The organism is Corynebacterium sp. 51B (genome assembly GCF_008930785.1).
In the GTDB taxonomy this organism is placed as follows: Bacteria; Actinomycetota; Actinomycetes; order Mycobacteriales; family Mycobacteriaceae; genus Corynebacterium; species Corynebacterium megadyptis.
The window spans coordinates 413,804-430,084 of record NZ_PQMK01000001.1 but is presented as its reverse complement, the minus strand read 5'-3'; the positions used below and the strand labels follow the sequence as shown (position 1 = coordinate 430,084).

Genomic DNA, 16,281 nt, shown 5'->3' with positions numbered 1-16,281 from the left:
CTGCTGCTGTCGGTGTGCCCGTCGCGCCCGGGATGAGGGCGCCTAGCGCATGTTCACCGGATCGCTTTCGTCGAAGAAGGTGGTGGTGGGGGTGGCGTCCGGATCGCCGAGCTTGTCGGGGTCGATATCGGCAAACATCTTTTTCAGCTCGGCCCGCAGCTTCTCCTTCAGGGTGTAGGCATAGGCCTCCGAGATGTGGTTGCGATCGCGGTAGACGTAGACATTGCCGATCACCGGCGGGCAGAAGTCCTCCTCGCAGAACCAATCAGCGGTATCCACCGAGCGCATATTGTCGAAGCCGTCCAGGATCTCCTTGGCGGGATCCTCCTCTGCGTAGACGAGGTCTCGGTCCACGCCGCACTCTTCAGCGCTATTGCCCTGGGCCATGCACTGGGTGCGGTTGAAAGGCGTACCGTCCTCATCCCAGCCCCATGGATTATCGCGCAAGCCCAAGAAGGGGATACCGGCCTCGTCCAGCAGCTCCCAGACCCGCTCATAATCAAAAGGCACATGGTCGGGGCCCTCGCCGCTCAAGAACTGCGGGCGGGTGGAGGTGGAGAGCACCAGATCCGGCTGGGCTGCCAGCAGCAGATCCAAGGACTTGTGGTTATAGCGGGCGCACGTATTCTCCGGGCTGTATTCGCCCTCGTATTGCAAAAAGAGCGGGCAGCCCTGGCGCAGCTGCGGGATGATCCGCCACCCCTCTTCCTTAGCGATGTCGATGAGTGCCGAGGAATATTGCTCGGCGTGGCTGCCGCCCACCAAGTAGATGGTTTTGTTGAAGTTATCCAATTCGCCATAGGCACAGGGCCCATCCTCGCCATCGGGATTGGAGGCGGTGGTAGGGAAGTAGGCTGGGGGCTGGGAAGAAAAGGCCATGCAGCGATCCCAACCGATCTGTGGATAGAGATCGCCAACCAGCTCCGGATCAGGCTGCGGGTCCACATCCTGCGGCACAGTCGCTCCGCTGAGTGCCAGCGCCCCAGGATAGATCTGCGGGTCCAAAATCTGCTCCTCGGCGTTGCTGAGCTGCTGGTCATAGGCCGGCGCGATAGACAGCAGAAGGAGGAACACGGTGGCCACGCTGGCACCGCCCAGACCCCGCAGCCGCGCCGCGGAGTTATTCTGCATCGCTTGGAAGGCACTCCACGCCACATACTCATCATTCATCGGGCGGGAGCGGTGCTGACGCAGCGGCTTTTCCACGAGGGTGTAGGTGATATGGGCCAGCACCACGGACAGCGCGATCACCGCCACGCCCAGCACGATGCTGGGCTCGGTGAGATCGAAGTAGATCACCGAGAGGATCAACAGCGGCCAGTGCCAGAGATAAAGGGAATAGGCGATATCGCCGAGCCAGCGCATGCTGCGGCGGCTGAGCAGAGTCGATACTGGGCCGGAGCCGAGGATGATGAACACCGCACCACCGAGGGGATAAAGCGTCCACGGGCCGGGGAAAACCTGCGCACCGTCGAAGAGCAGGCCGGTGCTGAGCACCATGAGCAGACCCAGGACCGCCAGGGCGGAGCGCAGCTTCTCATTCAGCTGAATCCTGTGCCCATAGATGGCCAGGACGGCGCCGAGGGTGAGCTCCCAGGCGCGGGAGAAGGTGGAATAGTAGTTGAGGCCCTGATCCTGGTTGTGCAGAATGCACGCATAAATAAAGGACGCTAGGGTGATGAGAATGAGGATGGGCCCCGCCACCGTGGATACCCGGGTGCGGCGCAAGCGCAGCAGGCGCAGCAGCGCCAGCAGACCGAGGGAGAGCAGGATAGCCGCCACATAGAATTGGCCCTGCACTGACATGGACCACAAATGCTGCAGCGGGCTGACGCTATCCGAGGCCACGTTATAGTCGGCGTCCTGGGTGGCCAGCTCCCAGTTTTGGTAGTACAGCAGGCTGGCAAGCAGCTGCTTGACCAGCGTGCCCTCCTTCAGCGAGGGCACCATCCACCACACCAAGCCCGCCACCGAAACGAGCACCACCACCAGCGCCGGCACCAGCCTGCGGATGGTGCGCCATAGCGGCCACCATGGATTAAGGGAGGCGCGCATGCGCTCGGCGTAGCGCAGCTGCGAGCCGAGGAAGAAGTAGCCGGATAGCAGCAGGAAGACGTCGACGCCGCCGGAGACACGGCCGACGAACACGTGGAAGATCACCACAAAGGCGATAGCGACACCGCGCAAACCGTCGAGGTCGTAGCGATATGACACCGATTTCAGCGCATTGCTCTCAGACACTGGGTGAACTCGACTCCTTTGATGCTCATCTTTTCCGCCCAGCTTAAGCCGACCGAAAAAATATACAGTGACAAGGTTTAAGCCTGTGGCAGCGGGCTGATATCGACTGTTTAGCCTACCGACCACGGGCGCGTTTGACGAAAAGACGCGAGCGTTGTGGGGCCGCGGATGGAGGGGAGCAGTACTTAAGCGTGGGTTGTGTCTGTCGAGGGCCTCAGGTAGTATTCTTCGAGTTGTCTGCGGTAACTGCCAGTCCCCGAGTACGTCTCGCCTGGCGACCCCATGGTGTCACCCGCAGGTAAATCCAAGGGTTGAACCGGCGCCCACCACCTGTGTAGGCGCGTCTGTACTGCCTAAGTGACAAGAAGAAAAGGAGCCATACATGGCTGTCAAGATTAAGCTCGCCCGCATCGGTAAGATCCGCACCCCGCAGTACCGCGTGGTTGTGGCTGATGCTCGTACCCGCCGCAACGGCAAGGTCATCGAGAACATCGGTATCTACCACCCCAAGGAGGACCCCTCGGTCATCCGCATCGATTCCGAGCGTGCTCAGTACTGGTTGGGCGTGGGCGCCCAGCCGACCGAGCCGGTTCTCGCCCTGCTGAAGGTCACCGGCGACTGGCAGAAGTTCAAGGGCATCGAGGGCGCCGAGGGCACCCTGAAGGTTGCCCCGGAGAAGAAGTCCAAGCTGGAGCTGTTCAACGAGGCTCTCTCCGAGGCCAATAACGGCCCGACCGCCGAGGCCATCACCGAGAAGAAGCGCAAGGCTAAGGAAGAGAAGGACGCCGCTGAGGCCGAGGCCAAGAAGAAGGCTGAGGAAGAGGCTGCCAAGGAGGCCGAGGCTGAGGAGGCTGCAGAGTAAACTCTGCGCGCTTATCGACGCCAACCGCACCACGCCCCGCACATTGTGCACAGGGAAAGCGTGGTGCGGTTTTCTCATGCGTAAGCCGCCCTGGCGCGGGGCGCGGCTGGCCACTAGTTCACCCACGGCAGAAAGGGCTTTAAACTACACAATCATGGATGAGAAGCTGCAGATTGGGCGCGTGATCAAATCCCATGGCATTAAGGGAGAAGTGATCATCGACCCCACCACCGATGTTCCCGAGGAACGATTCGCCATCGGCGAGGTGCTCGAGGGGCAGCAAACTGGAAAAACCCTTGAGCTCACCATCGCCGCGGCACGAGTGCATAAGGGGCGGCTGCTGGTGAAGTTCAAAGAGATCGCCGATCGCACCGCGGCCGAGAGCCTGCGCGGCATGCGCTTTGTCGCCGAACCCCGCGAGGAGGACGAGGACGAGGGCTTCTACGATCACGAGCTCGAAGGCCTGCGCGTCTACGTCGATGGCGCACACATCGGTGAGGTGCTCAGCGTCGAGCGCGGTGTGGCCCATAACCTGCTGAATATTCGGCTCAGCAGCGGCGGCGAGAGCCTTGTTCCCTTTGTTGAGGCGATCGTGCCCGAGGTGGATCTGGAGAGCGGCAGCATCACGCTGACCCCGCCGGAAGGGTTGTTGGATCTCTGATGCGTCTCGATGTTCTCAGCATTTTCCCCGGCTATGTGGAGCCGCTTCGCCACGCCTTGATTGGCAAGGCGATTGAGCACAACATCGTGCAGGTCGGGGTGCACGACCTGCGGCAGTGGGCCAGCGGCAACCACAAGGCGGTGGATGATTCCCCCTATGGCGGCGGCCCCGGCATGGTGATGAAACCAGAGGTGTGGGGGCCTGCGCTGGATGATGTCGCCGCCGGTACCGGGCCCGCTGCCGAGGTGGAACTGCTCAGTTCAGCCCAGCGGCACGTGCGTGGGCCGGCCGTGGTGGAGCAGGACTATGAGACAGTGGCGGAGCAGCGGCCCCTGCTCATCGTGCCCACCCCGGCAGGCCGGCCTTTTCAGCAAGCCGATGCTGAGCGCTGGTCGAGGGAGAGGCATATCGTGTTTGCCTGCGGCCGTTATGAAGGCATCGATCAGCGGGTGGTGGAGGATGCCCGCCAGCGCTATCGGGTAGAAGAAGTCTCCATCGGTGATTACGTGCTGGTCGGTGGGGAAGTAGCGGTGCTCGTGATGGCGGAGGCAATCGTGCGACTGATCCCCGGGGTGCTGGGCAATAAGAACAGCCACGAGGATGACTCCTTCTCCACTGGTCTGCTGGAGGGGCCGAGCTACACCAAGCCCCGGAGTTGGCGGGGACTCGATGTTCCCGAGGTGCTGTTCTCCGGCGATCATGCCCGGGTGGAGAGATGGCGGCGGGAGCAGGCGCTGCAGCGCACCGCGGAGCGTCGCCCTGATCTGCTCGAGCACGTGGAGCTTAGCGCCGTTGATCGCGCATTTCTCGCCGAGCTGAATCCTTAACATGCGCCGGTGCGCTGCGACGATAATATTGCCCTCTCAACCTGATGTCGGCGGTGGGGTCTACACTGTTATTCGCCATACGCTCGCGGGCGCGGCGCGCCAGAGAGAATTCTGTGGCGTCGCGCGGAGGTGGTGCGTGCTCCTGCGTCGCTAGGCGGGGAGGGGGCTCGCAGCCCCAGTGCGGGTGTGTGCGTGCACGAGATCAACGCCATCGATAACGAGAGTTGCGAGATGTCTTCGAGCAATACCCCTAGGACCTATAAGCAGACCACCCAGCCGCACGAGGAACCGACGAATCGCCGCGCCATCGTGGGCACCTATAGGGCGGGCACCTTTGATAGCGGCGGCCGGCCACCGAAACCGAACTGGGTGGTGTTCATCACCTCCGGTATCGGTGTGATCCTGGTGTCCATCTGGGGATTGGTGAACAAGGATTCCGCGGAATCCACCCTGAACACCGTCACCGGCTGGATCACCTCCAATTTCGGCTGGTTCCTCATTCTCACCGTGGCGGCCGCCCTGATATTTATGCTGTTCATCGCTTGCTCGCGGGCTGGGTCCATCAAACTTGGCCCGGATCATGCTCGGCCGCAGTACTCGCTCTTTTCCTGGTCCGCGATGCTTTTTGCGGCCGGTATCGGCATCGGATTGATGTTCTACTCCGTGGCGGAACCCATTAACCAGTACTACGGCCCGCCCGAGGGAGAGGGAGAAACCGCGGCCGCTGCCCGCGATGCGGTGGTGTGGACCTTCTTCCACTACGGCATGTCCGGCTGGGCGCTCTACGCGCTGCTTGGCATGGCCTTCGGCTACTACGCCTACCGGCTCAATATGCCTTTGGCGATTCGCTCTGCCCTCTATCCGATTCTGGGCAAGCGGGTGCACGGGCCGATTGGAGACGCCGTGGATATCGCCGCGATGCTCGGCACGGTCTTTGGTGTGGCCGCATCCCTCGGCATCGGCGTGTTGCAGCTGAACTTCGGGCTGCAGTTCCTCTTCGGCATCCCCGAGGGGCACGCCGCCCAGATTGGTCTGGTGGTCGTGGCCATCCTCGCCGCGACCGTCTCGGCGGTGGCCGGGGTGGATAAGGGCATCAAGCGCATCTCCGAGATCAACGTGTATCTGGCGCTGCTGCTCATGGTCTATGTGTTGGTCACGGGCAAAACGGCCTTTCTTTTCGACGCCATGATGCAAAACATCGGCGATTACCTCACCAAGCTCCCGAGCTGGACGTTTAGCTCCTTTGCCTATTCCACGACGCCCGCGCAGACCGGGGAGTGGATGCAAGCGTGGACCCTGTTCTTCTGGGCATGGTGGGTGGCATGGGCGCCCTTTGTGGGGCTCTTCTTGGCGCGTATCTCCCGCGGCCGGACGCTGCGCCAGTTCATCGTGGGCACCCTGGTTGTGCCCTTCACCTTCACCGCGCTGTGGGCCTCTATCTTCGGCAATACCGCGCTCGATAGGGTGATGGGCGGCGATACGGAATTCGGCCTGCTCACCAACGACAATCCGCAGCAGGGCTTTTTTGTGCTTCTCGATGCCCTCCCGTACGGCTCCGTCATGGTGGCTCTATCGCTGGTGGTGGGCATGCTGTTTTTCGTCACCTCCGCGGACTCTGGGGCGCTGGTGATGAGTAATTTCGCCTCGCATGTCACCGACTCCCAACAGGATGGCACCAAGTGGCAGCGCGTGTTCTGGGTGGCCGTAGTGGGGCTTTTGACCGTGACGATGCTGCAGATCAACGGCATTTCCGCGCTGCAATCCGCGACGATCGTCATGGGCATTCCCTTCGCCATCGTGGTGTATCTCCTGATGTTCGGCCTGAGCAAGTCCTTGCGCCTCGAGGTATTCGAGCAGCAGTCCCGAAAGGTGGCCCTACACTCGGCGATCTCCTCGCGCACCGGCAGGAACTCGGAGGAGGATTGGCGCAGCCGCATTCAACGCGCGTCTACCTGGCCGGATCAGCAACGTAGCCAAGAGTATGTGGACACAATCGCCCGCCCCGCACTCGAAGACGAGTGGCCACCCAGATGCGGGAACAGGGCATCGATGCGCTGCTGACCACCTCAGAAGTAGAGGGAACGGGGATCAACCAGCTCGACTTGTTGGTGGATTTCGGTACCGAGGAGAAGTCCTTCCGCTACCAGGTCTATCCCGTGCGTGAGCTCAGCCCCGGCTTCGCCCACACCACCGAGACCGTCTACTACCGGCTCGAAGTGTTCTCGCAGAGCGGCTCGCTGGGCTATGACGTCTATGGCTATACCCGCCAGCAACTGATCTCGAATCTCTTGGATCTCTACGACCGGCATCTCGAGTTCTTGCACATGCAGCAATATCTGCCCGGTGGATCGGATCACTCGGATAATGCCTCGTTTGTGGATCAGTGGCCGGCGGAGGACCAGCACTAGCGCCAAGCGCAGGCCGCGCTCACGCCCGGATCGATCTCCCCGGTGCCGCTGGAGCCGTACCACAGAGTGTCCTCGGCGAAACAGCTCATCACCTGCTCTGTGCGCAGCGGCTCGGCGGCATGCACCACCACGCGGTAGAGGGTGCCCGGCCGCCCGCCCGCTTCGTTGAGCAGCATATTATCCGGCTCGCAGGACAAGGACACGGCTTCGGTGTGCAGCGAGACCAGCTCGGCGATGCGGGAGGGGACGAGCTCGCTCGCGGCGCGCAGGACATCAGGGGTACAGAAGACGTGCAGATCGGCGTAGTACATAGCTTTTATCATGCCCCTTCGGCAGCGCGGCTGTCTCACCCCGCGTTCTCGTCCCGGTCCACCAGCGCCGCGCGCAGGCGGTTGCGATTGCTAAACTAGCGCGAATGATTGCTCGCACTATCGCTGAAGAACTGGGGCTGAAGCCCAGGCAGGTAGAAGCCACCATCGCGCTTTTAGATGAAGGCAATACCGTGCCCTTTATCGCCCGCTATCGCAAAGAGGTGACCGAGGGGCTCGACGATTCTCAGCTGCGCCTGCTCGCCGAGCGGCTGAGCTATCTGCGGGAACTCGCCGAGCGCAAAGAGACCGTGCTCGCAGCCATCGCGGAACAGGGGAAACTCACCGAGGCGCTGCGGGACCAGATCGAGGCCGTGGACACCAAGGCGCGCTTGGAGGATCTCTATCTTCCCTATAAGAAGCGCCGCACCACCAAAGCCGACAAGGCCCGGGCCGCCGGAATCGAGCCGCTTCTCGACGCTATTCTGGCCGAGCCCACCCAGCCGATCGATGCCAGCGCTTATGCCAGCGCGGACTATCCCGGGGAGAAGGAGATCCTCGACGGTGCCCGCGCCATCCTCATCGACCGCTGCGCCCTCAACGCCGATCTGGTGGGCGAGGTGCGCGAGCGCGTCTTTCGCCAGGGCGTGATGAGCGCCAGCGTCGTGGAGGGCGCGGCAGGCGAGGGCGCGAAATACAAGGACTACTTCGACTTCTCCGAGCCGCTGAGCAGCCTGCCGAGCCACCGCATCCTGGCGTTGCTGCGCGGGGAGAAGGAGGGTGTTCTCAATCTCACGATCGAGGCGGGCGAGGATGCCGACTATGAGGCCATGGTGGCCGCCGCCATGGATATCCCGGTGGCCCACAATGCGTGGCTGAAGCAGGCGGTGCGTTTCGCCTGGCGCACGAAGCTCTATGTCTCGGCCTCGCTGGATGCGCGCATGCGGCTGAAGGAGATCGCCGAAAAGGGCGCCTTGGAGGTCTTTTCCACCAATCTGCGCGATGTGCTGCTCGCCGCCCCGGCCGGGCAGCGGGCCACGCTCGGGATGGACCCGGGCTACCGCAATGGCGTGAAGGTGGCGGTGGTCTCGGCCACCGGGGCGGTGCTCGCCACCACGATCGTCTACCCGCACCAGCCGCAGAACCGCTGGGACGCCGCCCGCGCCGAGCTGGCCGGGCTGTGCGCCGAGCATGGGGTGGAGCTGATTGCGGTGGGCAATGGCACCGCCTCCCGCGAAAGCGACAAGCTGGCCCACGAGATCGCCGACATGATCGCCGCGGCGGGCGGAACGCGCCCCACCCCGGTGGTGGTGTCCGAATCGGGTGCCTCGGTGTATTCCGCCTCCGAATTAGCAGCCGCAGAATTTCCGGAGATGGATGTTTCGCTGCGCGGGGCGGTCTCGATCGCCCGCCGGCTGCAGGACCCGCTGGCCGAGCTGGTGAAGATCGACCCGAAATCCATCGGCGTGGGGCAATACCAGCATGATGTGAACCAGGTGGCGCTGGCCCGCAGCCTGGATGGAGTCGTCGAGGCCGCGGTGAATGCCGTGGGCGTGGATGTTAATACCGCCTCGGTGCCGCTGCTGGAGCGCGTCGCCGGGATCTCCTCCACGGTGGCGCAGAATATCGTGCACTATCGCGACCAAGAGGGCGCTTTCCGCTCTCGGGCACAGCTGAAGAAGGTGCCGCGGCTCGGCCCCAAGGCCTTCGAACAGGCCGCGGGCTTTCTCCGCATCCACGGGGCTACCGACCCCCTTGATGCCTCCGCGGTGCACCCCGAGGCCTATTCCGTGGCGCGCCGCATGGCCGAGTCCACGGGCCTGAGCGTTGGCGAGCTCATCGGCAATAGCCGCGTGCTCTCCCGTTTGGCACCCGCCGATTTCGCGGATGATCGCTTCGGTGTGCCCACGGTGAGCGATATCCTCGCCGAGCTGGACAAGCCCGGCCGCGATCCCCGCCCCGAGTTCGCCACCGCCCGCTTCAAGGAGGGCGTGGAAAAAATCAGCGATCTCACTCCCGGCATGGTTCTCGAGGGCACGGTGACTAACGTGGCGGCCTTTGGTGCCTTCGTGGATGTGGGCGTCCACCAGGACGGCCTAGTCCACGTCTCGGCGATGGCTGATCGTTATGTCTCCGACCCGCACGAGGTGGTGCGCTCCGGACAGGTGGTGCGGGTGAAGGTGCTGGATGTCGATGTAGACCGCAAGCGCATCTCACTGTCCTTGCGGCTTGACGACGACGCCTCGCAGCCAGCCACCCCAGCTGCAGGTGGATCCGGGTCTGCCGCGAAGCCTCGGCGGCGCTCTGGTGGCAGGCGGGGCGGTGGGCAGCGCCGCTCCACCGGTTCCGCGCAGCGTCGCAGCGACCACGGCTCCATGGCCGAGGCGCTCAAACGCGCCGGGTTCTAGGCGTAGCGGGCTGCGCGCAGCCCTAGAGGACGGTGTCCGCCCAGCTGGCCAAGCCCTCAAACGAGGAGGAGGCCTGGGCGTGGCGGCGCTGCGGGATTCGGCCTGCGGCGCGGGCATGGGCGCCCGCCTGCACGGCGAGTTTCATCGCGGTGGCCATGGCCACCGGATCCTGGGCACGGTTGACCGCCGAGGCCAAGAGCACCCCCGCGCAGCCCAGCTCCATGGCGCGGGCGGCATCCGAGGCCGTGCCCACCCCCGCATCGAGCAGCACCGGCACCTGGGCGCGGGAGCAGATCAGCTCGAGATTGTGCTCATTGACAATGCCTAGCCCCGTGCCGATCGGGGAGCCGAGCGGCATCACGGCATGCACTCCTACATCCTCTAAGCGTTGGGCCACCACCGGATCGTCCGAGGTATAGGCCATCACTGTGAAGTCATCGAGCACGAGCTGCTCACAGGCATCGAGGGTTTCCACTACATCGGGCAGCAGGGTGTGCTCATCGGCGATCACCTCCACCTTGATCAGATCCGTGCCCAGAGCCTCCCGGGCGAGGCGCGCGGTGAGCACGGCATCACGGGCGGTGCGACACCCAGCCGTATTGGGCAAGGTGGCGATCCCTAGTCGGGAAAGCAGCTCGAAAATAGACTCCCCGCTGGTGTTGGTGCGCCCAGCGTGGCGTCGCATAGCCACCGTGGTCACCTGCGTGCCGGAGGCGAGAAGCGCCTGCTCCAGGATGTCCTGGGAGGTGGCCCCGCCGGTGCCCATGATGAGGTGGGAGGAAAACTCGTGTGCGCCAATACGCAGCATAAAAACTAGCCTCCTTGGGCGGCGGTGAGGATATCAATGGTGTGATCGGCGGTGAGCGTATGCTCGGCCCACTCCGCGGCCGGCACCACTGTGGCGTCCACGGCCACGGCGATACCCGCGGTCTCTGCGGAGCCGGTGTGCTGCCGCACCACCTCGGCCACGGTGATCGTGGAGGAGAAACGCTGGGGCGAATCATTGATGGTCAGGGTGAACATAGGGGTGGATGTACTCCTCACAACGTGCTGGGTCGTTCGTGACGATAAGGATTGCAGTGCTCGAGATCCTGTGGCTCGCCGCCTTCTACGAGCTCGACCGTGCGGCGCGCCGCCCAGGAGCTGAGCAAAATACCGTGCCGGAAATAGCCGGTGGAGACGATGAGATTGGCGATGCGGGCGCGGCCCAGATAGGGCAGATCATCCGGGGAGCCGGGCCGGGCGCCGGTGGCTGCCTCGATGAGCTCACATTCTTCGAGCCCGGGCATGATGCGGATGGCGTCGCGAAGCAAATCATAGACCGCCCCCACCTTGGGCTCTTGCAGATGATCCTCGCGGGTGCTCGCGCCAATAGCGATGGTCTGATCCACTGCGCGCGGAATGATGTAGACGGGGCGATCCTCCACGAAGCCGCGTATCACCTTGGTGCACAGCGGCTGCAGGTGAGCGGGCACCCGCACGCGCAGAATATCGCCGTAGACCGGGCGCAGCTGCACCGGATTGTCCCAGCCGGTGATTTCCCCCACGCCTAGCCCGGCGGCAAGTATCACCTGCTCGTTTTCCTCCACCGCATAGGTGGCGGCGCTGGTGTGCAAAGCCTGCACGCGCTCCGCGGCATCGAGATGAGTCACCGCCTCGGCATGAAGCTCCACCCCGAGCGTGCGACAGGCATCAAGCAGGGCGCGGGCGCAGACGCGAGGATAGATCTGAAAATCCCCGGGGATGCTCACCGCGCCCGTCAGGCGCGGGCTCAGCGCCGGCTCCTCGCTGCGGGCCTGGCGGGTGGTGATGCGAGCGGCGCGCATCTCGAAAGCGTGTTGATATAGCGCGAGCTCTTCTACATGCTGGCCATCGGCGTGATCGGCGGCCACCACTAGGGTGCCGGCATCATCGAATCCCAGCGGCAGCTCGGTGTTCGCGGAAAGCTCCGCCACGAGCTCCGGCCAATACCGGGCCGCATCCTTCATGAGCGGAAAGAGAGCCTCTTGGCGGTACTGCACCTCCGCCACCGGGGCCAGCATCCCGCCCGCATAATGGGTGGCCCCAGAGGCGGGGGAGGGATCGAAAAGCCGCACCTGATGGCCGCGGCGCGCAAGACTAAAAGCAGTGCTCAGGCCCACGATTCCGGCGCCAATGATCGTCACCTTAGACATGGCTCAACCCCCGCAGCACCTGCTGCACGGCCGCGCCGGGATCGGGAGCATGATGCAGGGCGCGCACCAGCGCGACGCCGGCCACCCCGGTGGCGCCAAGATCGGCGGCATCGCCGGGCTGGACATCGCCGATGGCCACCACGGGCAGGGTGGAGAGCTCTACCAGCTCCGGATAACCGGCAAGACCAATGGGGGCGCGACCGGAGTCCTTGGTGGGGCTGGGCCGAAAAGGCCCGCAGCCGATGTAATCAATTACATCGGCCACCTCATTCGCGGCGGCGACGAGTTCGCGGGTGCCGGTGGTCAGCCCGATGATGGCGTCGGGGCCAAGCAGGGCGCGGGCGGCGCGGACGGGGATATCGTCTTGGCCGAGGTGAACTCCCGCAATCGGCGCGCCCGCGGCACGGGCCGCTAGGGCCACATCAACGCGGTCATCGACGAGCGTGCGCGTTGTCGGTGCCACCTCGTGCACAGCGTGGGCCACGGCGCAGGAAAGATGATAGAGATCGCGGGCAGAAATAGGCTTCGAGCGCACTTGCACGACGCCCGCGCCGGCGCGAGCGCAGCGCACCGCCGTGTCCACGACCCGCACGGGATCGTCGGCGGCGGTGACCAGATAACAGCGATAATCAACGGTGTCGCCCATATGCATGCTTCCTTCGTCGGTGCTAACCACAGCAGGTTCTAGCGGTGTGTTCTCAGCCTCTCGCCGCTGCGGCGATGAGGCACCCGCGCATGGGGATTAGTGTACGCGCTCTAGGCGCTCGTGTTGCTCGTTTCGCTAAGACGAGCGTTGATCTCCGCGGCGATCTCTGCGGCCTGCCCCTCGGGTACCACGATGGTCGCGCGCTGCTGCTGCAGGTGCACGCGCACCGCATTGCCGGGGCCGGGGATAACGAAGAGATCGGAGCCATTCTGGTTGATTCCATAGCCGCCGTAATCCCAGAAACCGACGCGGTCGAGAATCTCGACGTGGTGTATCTCCGAGTAGGGAAACACCATGAGTTCTGGGGAGCGGAGGATCAGGGCGGCGTCGTGAAGCTCGATGCGCGTGCGGCTGCTGAGACTCGCGGTGGCGATGATGATCCCGAGGACAAAGATCATGGTGGCGGGGGAGATGAGCACCAGCAGCAGGGAAAGAAGCAGGAGGAGGAGTGTTCCCCATGGGATGCGGCGGGTGGTTTCTTCCCAGACACGGGGCGCAGACTCGACGTGCAGCGCCGCGATTGTCTGGCGGCGCACCCAGCCACGGAGTAGTGCTGCGAGAAACACCGAGAGCAGCATCGTGATCACACCCGGCAGCCACGCCGGGTGCACCGTCGCGAGCTCTGTCTCATCGAGACCGCGTTGGGGCAGCAGGACATCGAGGAGCAGCGCCAGCATAAAACCAGAGGACAGCACCGTCGCCCCGCCGAGGCCGCACACCCGCCGCCGTACCGCTAGTCCGCCCAAGAGCAGGGCGAGGGGGCCGAAGAGCCCCGCCAGAATAAGAATCAGCGGCAGTGGAGAACCAAAGTTATTGGGCGGGCCGGTCAGGCCCCAGTGCGTGGCGATGGTCGCGGGAAGCTCGGGCAGCAGCGCGAGTAGAATCCACGCCAGCCCCGGCAGCATAATTGCCAGCGGCAGCAGCAGATAGGCGATCAGGAAGGGTCTACGGGGCAGCTGGGAGCTCATGCCATAGAAGTATAGGAGCGAAGGGGGCTGGCGGCTGCGCCACGCATGGAGAATACGGCGTGGCGATCATTTGTTATTGCTGGCTGAGCATGGCATAATCTCGAAAGTTGTCTGCCTCATTGATGGCAGCTTCTGTCACTGTCTCGGATACGAACCAGCCGAGCGCCCCGGCACGTGGGGAAAAGCCGCTAGGTTCCTCTATTCAGCACAAGATTCAAAGGATTGTTTCATGAACATTCTCGACAAGGTAGATGCAGCATCGCTGCGCGACGATATCCCGACTTTCCGTCCCGGTGACACCGTGGACGTGCACGTGAAGATCATCGAGGGCGGCAACCAGCGCGTCCAGGTCTTCCGTGGCGTTGTGATCCGTCGCCAGGGCGGTGGCATCCGCGAGACCTTCACCGTCCGCAAGGTGTCCTTCGGCATCGGTGTGGAGCGTACCTTCCCGGTGCACTCTCCGAACATTGATCACATCGACGTGATCACCCGCGGTAAGGTCCGCCGTGCGAAGCTCTACTACCTGCGCAACCTGCGCGGTAAGGCTGCCAAGATCAAGGAGCGCCGCTAGTACTAGCGCGTCGCCTCTGGCACCGGCCGTCGTCCCTTTCGTGGTGGACGGCGGCCGGTCTGTATGTATCCCCGTGCCCGCATAATAAGGCAGCGCGGAGCAGGCCATGGTGCGGGTGCGGGCTGCATTTTTTGGCTCTGCGCAGCGCCGGATTGTGGTGGCTAGGGCTGTCGCGTCCGGCTGCTAGTATTTATCCCTATGACTGAGCGCCCCGATCACGAGCTAGACGCGACCCCCTCCGACTCGCCGACGCCTCCGGCTGCGTCGAAGGATGCCACAGCCGGCAGTTCCGCTCACTCGGATCAGCCTCAGCCCCAGGACGGCGAGGACACCGCAGCAGCCACAGCCGCCGAGGACACCACCGCGGCGGACACGGCTGCCGCGGAGGACGCGGAGGATGAGGAGGACGATGGCGGCAAGCCGTGGTACATCGAGATTCCTCTCGTTATCGCCGTGACCCTGGTGATCGTCTTCGTGCTCCAGACCTTCGTGGGCCGGGTGTATCTCATTCCCTCGGCGTCGATGGAGCCCACCCTGCACGGCTGCCCCGAGTGCACGGGGGACCGCATCGTGGTGGACAAGCTCACCTATGACTTCACCAAGCCCGAACAGGGCGATGTGGTGGTGTTTAAGGGGCCAGAGTCCTGGAACCAGAACTTCGTGTCCACCCGCTCGTCCAATACCCTCATCCGCGGCCTGCAGAATATCGGCGCGTTTGTGGGCGTGGTCGCCCCAGATGAGAATGACATGGTCAAGCGCATCGTTGCCACCGGTGGACAGACCGTGTCCTGCCAAGAAGGCGATCCCGGCGTGATGGTCGACGGCACGAAGGTGGATGATTCCTATGTGCTTGATCCCCCGACCTATCCGGTGGATAGCGCCAATGGCTCCGATGCCTGCGGTGGCGCCTACTTCGGTCCCGTCGAGGTGCCGGAGGGGCACTACTTCATGATGGGCGATAACCGCACCAACTCGGCCGACTCCCGCTATCACCTCGGCGATCAGCACCAGGGGACGGTGCCCGAGGAGAATATCATCGGCAAGGTGCGCTTCATCATCCTGCCGCTGTCCCGCATTGGCGGCGTCGACTAGCCCAACGCCCCACAGCAGCGTGCGGAAAAAGAAATACCTGCGCACCTACGAGGCAGAGCTCACCGCAGCCGGCCTTGGTCCAGTCGCAGGCGTTGACGAAGCGGGGAGGGGAGCCTGCGCCGGCCCGATCACCATCGCCGCCTGCGTGCTTCCCGATCGGCCCCTGCGCCCCTTAGCGGAGGTCACCGATTCCAAGAAACTCACCCCGGCCGCCCGCGCCCGGCTGGCGCCGCTGATTAAACACCACGCCCTGGCGTGGTCAGTGATCCACATTTCCGCCGCCGATATCGATGCCCGCGGCCTGCAGCATGCCAATACTTCCGGGATGCGGCGCGCCATCTACGCCCTCGATATCGCCCCTGGATTTGTGCTTATCGACGGCTACCGCGTGCCCGGGCTCGCCCGGCCCAGCTTGCGCGTGATCAGCGGCGACGCCGCGGCGCGCTGCATCGCGGCGGCCAGCGTATTGGCCAAGCATGAACGAGACACCCTCATGCTCGAGCTCGATGAGCGCTATCCCGGCTATGGACTGGCCGGGCATAAGGGCTATGGCACGAAACTCCACATGGATGCGGTGCGCCTCAAAGGACCCAGCCCAGTTCATCGCTATAGTTACAGAAACATTCAGGAAGCTTGTAGCACGTGGAAGGAAACGCGATGAGCGCCGAAGAGCTGGAAAACTACGAAGCAGAAGTAGAGCTGAGCCTCTACCGCGAATACCGCGATGTGGTGAGCCAGTTCTCCTATGTAGTGGAAACCGAACGCCGCTTCTACCTCGCCAATGCTGTGGAGCTGATCCCGCACACCGAAGGCGCCGAGGTTTACTACGAGGTGCGCATGTCCGATGCGTGGGTATGGGATATGTACCGCTCCGCTCGCTTCGTGCGCTTCGTGCGTGTCATCACCTTCAAGGACGTCAATATCGAAGAGCTGGATAAGCCAGAGATGATGATGATCGATTAACAGCTGAACCGCCGCCGTGCTCATAGCCTCGGCGGCAGCGAGTAGTACTGCACTCTGTGGATAGCGCACCCCGCTATCCACAGATTTTTTCT

General features: G+C 63.7%; 15 protein-coding genes, 1 pseudogene and 1 riboswitch. Of the genes and pseudogenes, 9 read left to right on the top strand and 7 right to left on the bottom strand.

Annotated features, from left to right (window positions below):
- Positions 1–42 precede the first annotated feature (42 nt).
- The gene (locus GBB14_RS01910; RefSeq protein WP_151528512.1) at positions 43–2,241 is read right to left on the bottom strand and encodes an acyltransferase family protein; all 2,199 of its coding nucleotides are present in this window, start codon (positions 2,239–2,241) and stop codon (positions 43–45) included.
- 382 nt (positions 2,242–2,623) lie between these two features.
- On the opposite strand from GBB14_RS01910, the gene rpsP reads away from it, so the two are divergent.
- From rpsP to betT, 4 genes and pseudogenes are all read left to right on the top strand, one after another.
- Complete coding sequence (rpsP, locus tag GBB14_RS01905; RefSeq protein ID WP_151528513.1) at positions 2,624–3,103, top strand: 30S ribosomal protein S16; 480 nt, start codon at positions 2,624–2,626, stop codon at positions 3,101–3,103.
- A gap of 154 nt (positions 3,104–3,257) precedes the next feature.
- Positions 3,258–3,764, top strand: a complete 507-nt coding sequence (gene rimM / locus GBB14_RS01900) for a ribosome maturation factor RimM (RefSeq protein ID WP_151528514.1) — start codon at positions 3,258–3,260, stop codon at positions 3,762–3,764.
- On the top strand, positions 3,764–4,591 hold the full coding sequence (gene trmD, locus GBB14_RS01895; protein ID WP_151528515.1) for a tRNA (guanosine(37)-N1)-methyltransferase TrmD: 828 nt from the start codon (positions 3,764–3,766) through the stop codon (positions 4,589–4,591). Before rimM ends, trmD begins: the two co-directional genes overlap by 1 nt.
- A gap of 231 nt (positions 4,592–4,822) precedes the next feature.
- Positions 4,823–6,999, top strand: a pseudogene (betT, locus tag GBB14_RS01890) (choline BCCT transporter BetT).
- Here betT and GBB14_RS01885 read toward each other — a convergent pair.
- A complete protein-coding gene (locus GBB14_RS01885; protein ID WP_151528516.1) occupies positions 6,996–7,322 on the bottom strand; it encodes a hypothetical protein in 327 nt (108 codons plus the stop codon). The pseudogene betT and the gene GBB14_RS01885 sit on opposite strands and share 4 nt — an antisense overlap.
- Positions 7,323–7,414: 92 nt before the next feature.
- Here GBB14_RS01885 and GBB14_RS01880 point away from each other — a divergent pair, with 92 nt between their 5' ends.
- Complete coding sequence (locus GBB14_RS01880) at positions 7,415–9,715, top strand: Tex family protein (RefSeq protein ID WP_151528517.1); 2,301 nt, start codon at positions 7,415–7,417, stop codon at positions 9,713–9,715.
- Between the two features lie 22 nt (positions 9,716–9,737).
- Here the strand turns inward: GBB14_RS01880 and GBB14_RS01875 are convergent, their stop codons facing one another.
- The 5 genes from GBB14_RS01875 to GBB14_RS01855 form a co-directional block, all read right to left on the bottom strand.
- On the bottom strand, positions 9,738–10,523 hold the full coding sequence (locus GBB14_RS01875) for a thiazole synthase (RefSeq protein ID WP_151528518.1): 786 nt from the start codon (positions 10,521–10,523) through the stop codon (positions 9,738–9,740).
- A gap of 5 nt (positions 10,524–10,528) precedes the next feature.
- The gene (gene thiS / locus GBB14_RS01870) at positions 10,529–10,738 is read right to left on the bottom strand and encodes a sulfur carrier protein ThiS (RefSeq protein WP_151528519.1); all 210 of its coding nucleotides are present in this window, start codon (positions 10,736–10,738) and stop codon (positions 10,529–10,531) included.
- 17 nt (positions 10,739–10,755) lie between these two features.
- Positions 10,756–11,889 carry a glycine oxidase ThiO gene (gene thiO / locus GBB14_RS01865; RefSeq protein ID WP_151528520.1) on the bottom strand — a complete coding sequence of 378 codons (1,134 nt, stop codon included), beginning with the start codon at positions 11,887–11,889 and terminating at the stop codon, positions 10,756–10,758.
- A complete protein-coding gene (locus GBB14_RS01860) occupies positions 11,882–12,535 on the bottom strand; it encodes a thiamine phosphate synthase (RefSeq protein WP_151528521.1) in 654 nt (217 codons plus the stop codon). Before GBB14_RS01860 ends, thiO begins: the two co-directional genes overlap by 8 nt.
- Positions 12,527–12,632: riboswitch (TPP riboswitch) on the bottom strand. Its footprint overlaps the gene before it by 9 nt.
- Before the next feature lie 13 nt (positions 12,633–12,645).
- Positions 12,646–13,563, bottom strand: coding sequence for a DUF1648 domain-containing protein (locus GBB14_RS01855; protein WP_151528522.1), 918 nt, complete (start codon positions 13,561–13,563; stop codon positions 12,646–12,648).
- A gap of 229 nt (positions 13,564–13,792) precedes the next feature.
- Between GBB14_RS01855 and rplS the strand changes: the two genes are divergently transcribed.
- From rplS to GBB14_RS01835, 4 genes are all read left to right on the top strand, one after another.
- Positions 13,793–14,134 (top strand): 50S ribosomal protein L19, encoded by a 342-nt coding sequence (gene rplS / locus GBB14_RS01850; RefSeq protein ID WP_018019112.1) that lies wholly within the window; start codon positions 13,793–13,795, stop codon positions 14,132–14,134.
- 198 nt (positions 14,135–14,332) lie between these two features.
- On the top strand, positions 14,333–15,226 hold the full coding sequence (gene lepB, locus GBB14_RS01845) for a signal peptidase I (protein ID WP_225976576.1): 894 nt from the start codon (positions 14,333–14,335) through the stop codon (positions 15,224–15,226).
- Positions 15,227–15,245: 19 nt separating this feature from the next.
- Entirely contained in the window at positions 15,246–15,887 is a 642-nt protein-coding gene (locus tag GBB14_RS01840; protein ID WP_151528523.1) for a ribonuclease HII, read from the top strand.
- Positions 15,884–16,189 carry a DUF2469 domain-containing protein gene (locus tag GBB14_RS01835; protein WP_151528524.1) on the top strand — a complete coding sequence of 102 codons (306 nt, stop codon included), beginning with the start codon at positions 15,884–15,886 and terminating at the stop codon, positions 16,187–16,189. The genes GBB14_RS01840 and GBB14_RS01835 overlap by 4 nt, the downstream gene beginning before the upstream one ends.
- The last annotated feature ends 92 nt before the right edge of the window (positions 16,190–16,281 follow it).

Excerpts from the sequence above, each read along its gene's own strand:
- GBB14_RS01880 (WP_151528517.1), top strand. The coding sequence starts at position 7,415 with ATGATTGCTCGCACTATCGCTGAAGAACTGGGGCTGAAGCCCAGGCAG.
- trmD (WP_151528515.1), top strand. The coding sequence starts at position 3,764 with ATGCGTCTCGATGTTCTCAGCATTTTCCCCGGCTATGTGGAGCCGCTT.
- rplS (WP_018019112.1), top strand. The coding sequence starts at position 13,793 with ATGAACATTCTCGACAAGGTAGATGCAGCATCGCTGCGCGACGATATC.
- rpsP (WP_151528513.1), top strand. The coding sequence starts at position 2,624 with ATGGCTGTCAAGATTAAGCTCGCCCGCATCGGTAAGATCCGCACCCCG.
- thiO (WP_151528520.1), bottom strand. The coding sequence starts at position 11,889 with ATGTCTAAGGTGACGATCATTGGCGCCGGAATCGTGGGCCTGAGCACT.
- GBB14_RS01835 (WP_151528524.1), top strand. The coding sequence starts at position 15,884 with ATGAGCGCCGAAGAGCTGGAAAACTACGAAGCAGAAGTAGAGCTGAGC.
- GBB14_RS01855 (WP_151528522.1), bottom strand. The coding sequence starts at position 13,563 with ATGAGCTCCCAGCTGCCCCGTAGACCCTTCCTGATCGCCTATCTGCTG.
- thiS (WP_151528519.1), bottom strand. The coding sequence starts at position 10,738 with ATGTTCACCCTGACCATCAATGATTCGCCCCAGCGTTTCTCCTCCACG.
- GBB14_RS01885 (WP_151528516.1), bottom strand. The coding sequence starts at position 7,322 with ATGATAAAAGCTATGTACTACGCCGATCTGCACGTCTTCTGTACCCCT.
- GBB14_RS01860 (WP_151528521.1), bottom strand. The coding sequence starts at position 12,535 with ATGGGCGACACCGTTGATTATCGCTGTTATCTGGTCACCGCCGCCGAC.
- rimM (WP_151528514.1), top strand. The coding sequence starts at position 3,258 with ATGGATGAGAAGCTGCAGATTGGGCGCGTGATCAAATCCCATGGCATT.
- lepB (WP_225976576.1), top strand. The coding sequence starts at position 14,333 with ATGACTGAGCGCCCCGATCACGAGCTAGACGCGACCCCCTCCGACTCG.
- GBB14_RS01875 (WP_151528518.1), bottom strand. The coding sequence starts at position 10,523 with ATGCTGCGTATTGGCGCACACGAGTTTTCCTCCCACCTCATCATGGGC.